At 38.8% G+C, this 1,650-nt stretch carries 1 protein-coding gene; it reads right to left on the bottom strand.

Translation table 11 applies throughout. The annotated features are described in order from the left end of the window. Positions 1 to 178: 178 nt before the first annotated feature. Positions 179 to 1,495, bottom strand: coding sequence for an IS1380 family transposase (locus C9J37_RS27595; RefSeq protein WP_107897931.1), 1,317 nt, complete (start codon positions 1,493 to 1,495; stop codon positions 179 to 181). Positions 1,496 to 1,650 lie beyond the last annotated feature (155 nt).

Genomic DNA, 1,650 nt, shown 5'->3' with positions numbered 1-1,650 from the left:
CCTGAATTATTCACCAAAATCTAATACTTTAGGAATTTCATGAGATTTATAATGCTCAAGTACATTTGTACCGAGAAAATAGTCTAGTTATTGAAGATTGAAAATGAATCTTGAGGGAAAACCAATTTTTGGACAGATTTCTCCCTTGATGCGGGTTCGATTTTTTTAAAAGGGCTATTTAGTGGAATGTTAGCTGTTGCACCCTGGTCAGGACGTCCCAAAAGAAGCGCTCATAGACAAAACTTGAGGACATTTTAAAATACAGTGAACGTCCAGACTTCACTAATTTACTTGCGACTTTTATCAAACGTGTGCGAATGGTTTGGATTTGAATCCCCTTATATTTTTTCGGGAAACTGAGTGTACGTAGCCAGTTCGTAAAGTTATAGGCAAGTAAACTTAACATCATCCGTGCTTCATTGACAAGGAAGTCATGGCTTTTCATCTGATCAAAACCAAAGCCATCTTTCGCTTCTTTGATGAAATTTTCCATTGTACCTCGCTGTTTGTATGATACGACAATCGCTTGTGGTGAAAAGGTTTCACTAAGACTTGTCACAAAAAAGGCATGAGAAAAGAACAGTTCACCGGCTGGACGAGTGAACTGAATGATAATACGACGAGGCTTCGACCAAGAAGAGGCTTGATAAATGGACTCCTCGACATAGCTTTCTGTTACGGACACATCGCGGATTTCGTGTGTAGGATGTAATTCTTCCGCAAGAGTTTTTAACTTGGGGTTCGCTTTTAAACGAATAATATAGTACACGGATTCCTTCTCGCATAATTCATATAGATCAGGCACCGCGAAGCCACTATCACCACGGACAAGGTACGATTTTTCAGGAAAAACTTCGTTATAATGTTCGATGAGTGGACGCATAAAATCCACGACACCATTCGAAGTATAAACGTTTCCTGGGCGTAATTGTGCTTTCAAAAAATCACCTGTTAGCCCATCAAATACGACCAGTGGATGAAAGCCCAATATACGATAATGTGCATTGTAGGATGAATGTTCTTGGTTTCCGTATGTATCGGAATGGGTGGAATCTAAATCAAAAATCAGTGCTTTTGATTGTCGGGCATGATGAACTCTATCAAGTAACCCCTGATTCGCCACTTGAAGTTGATGCAGTGCTTGCGTATCAAAGCGCTTGAAGAATCTTGATAACGACGGTTGAGAAGCAAGTGCAGGTGTACCAAGCACTTGTGTGAAAATCGGATCATGTGTTAAACGGTCCGCTGCATCATCCTCATGATAACCTGCGATGAGCTGATAAATTTTTTGACGAAGTAGCTGTTCATTTTCATGAATGCAATACGTGCGATCATCTTTTAATTGGAGATGCTTAGCGATTGTTTGAGAAAAGCCGATTTTTTCATCAAATTCACGGAAAATCAATTCCCCAGTGTCAGAAGAAAGCATACCTCCATTATTAGATAATTTAATAGAACGGTTGAAATGTAGGGTATTTTGCGTTAAAGTAGTCATCATAAGAATCCTTTCTTTTGGTTGATGTTTAGTCGCAATAACCTTAACAGAAATGGATTCTTTTTTCATCTTTTAAGTGAAAAAGAGAATCCCACAGAAAAGCTGACAAATAAGCTTTTCCGTGGGATTTTGTATATGTTGATGAATAATCTAGG

The organism is Lysinibacillus mangiferihumi (genome assembly GCF_003049665.1).
GTDB lineage: Bacteria > Bacillota > Bacilli > Bacillales_A > Planococcaceae > Lysinibacillus > Lysinibacillus mangiferihumi.
This window is presented reverse-complemented; position numbering and strand designations above follow the sequence as displayed.

Excerpts from the sequence above, each read along its gene's own strand:
- C9J37_RS27595 (WP_107897931.1), bottom strand. The coding sequence starts at position 1,495 with ATGACTACTTTAACGCAAAATACCCTACATTTCAACCGTTCTATTAAA.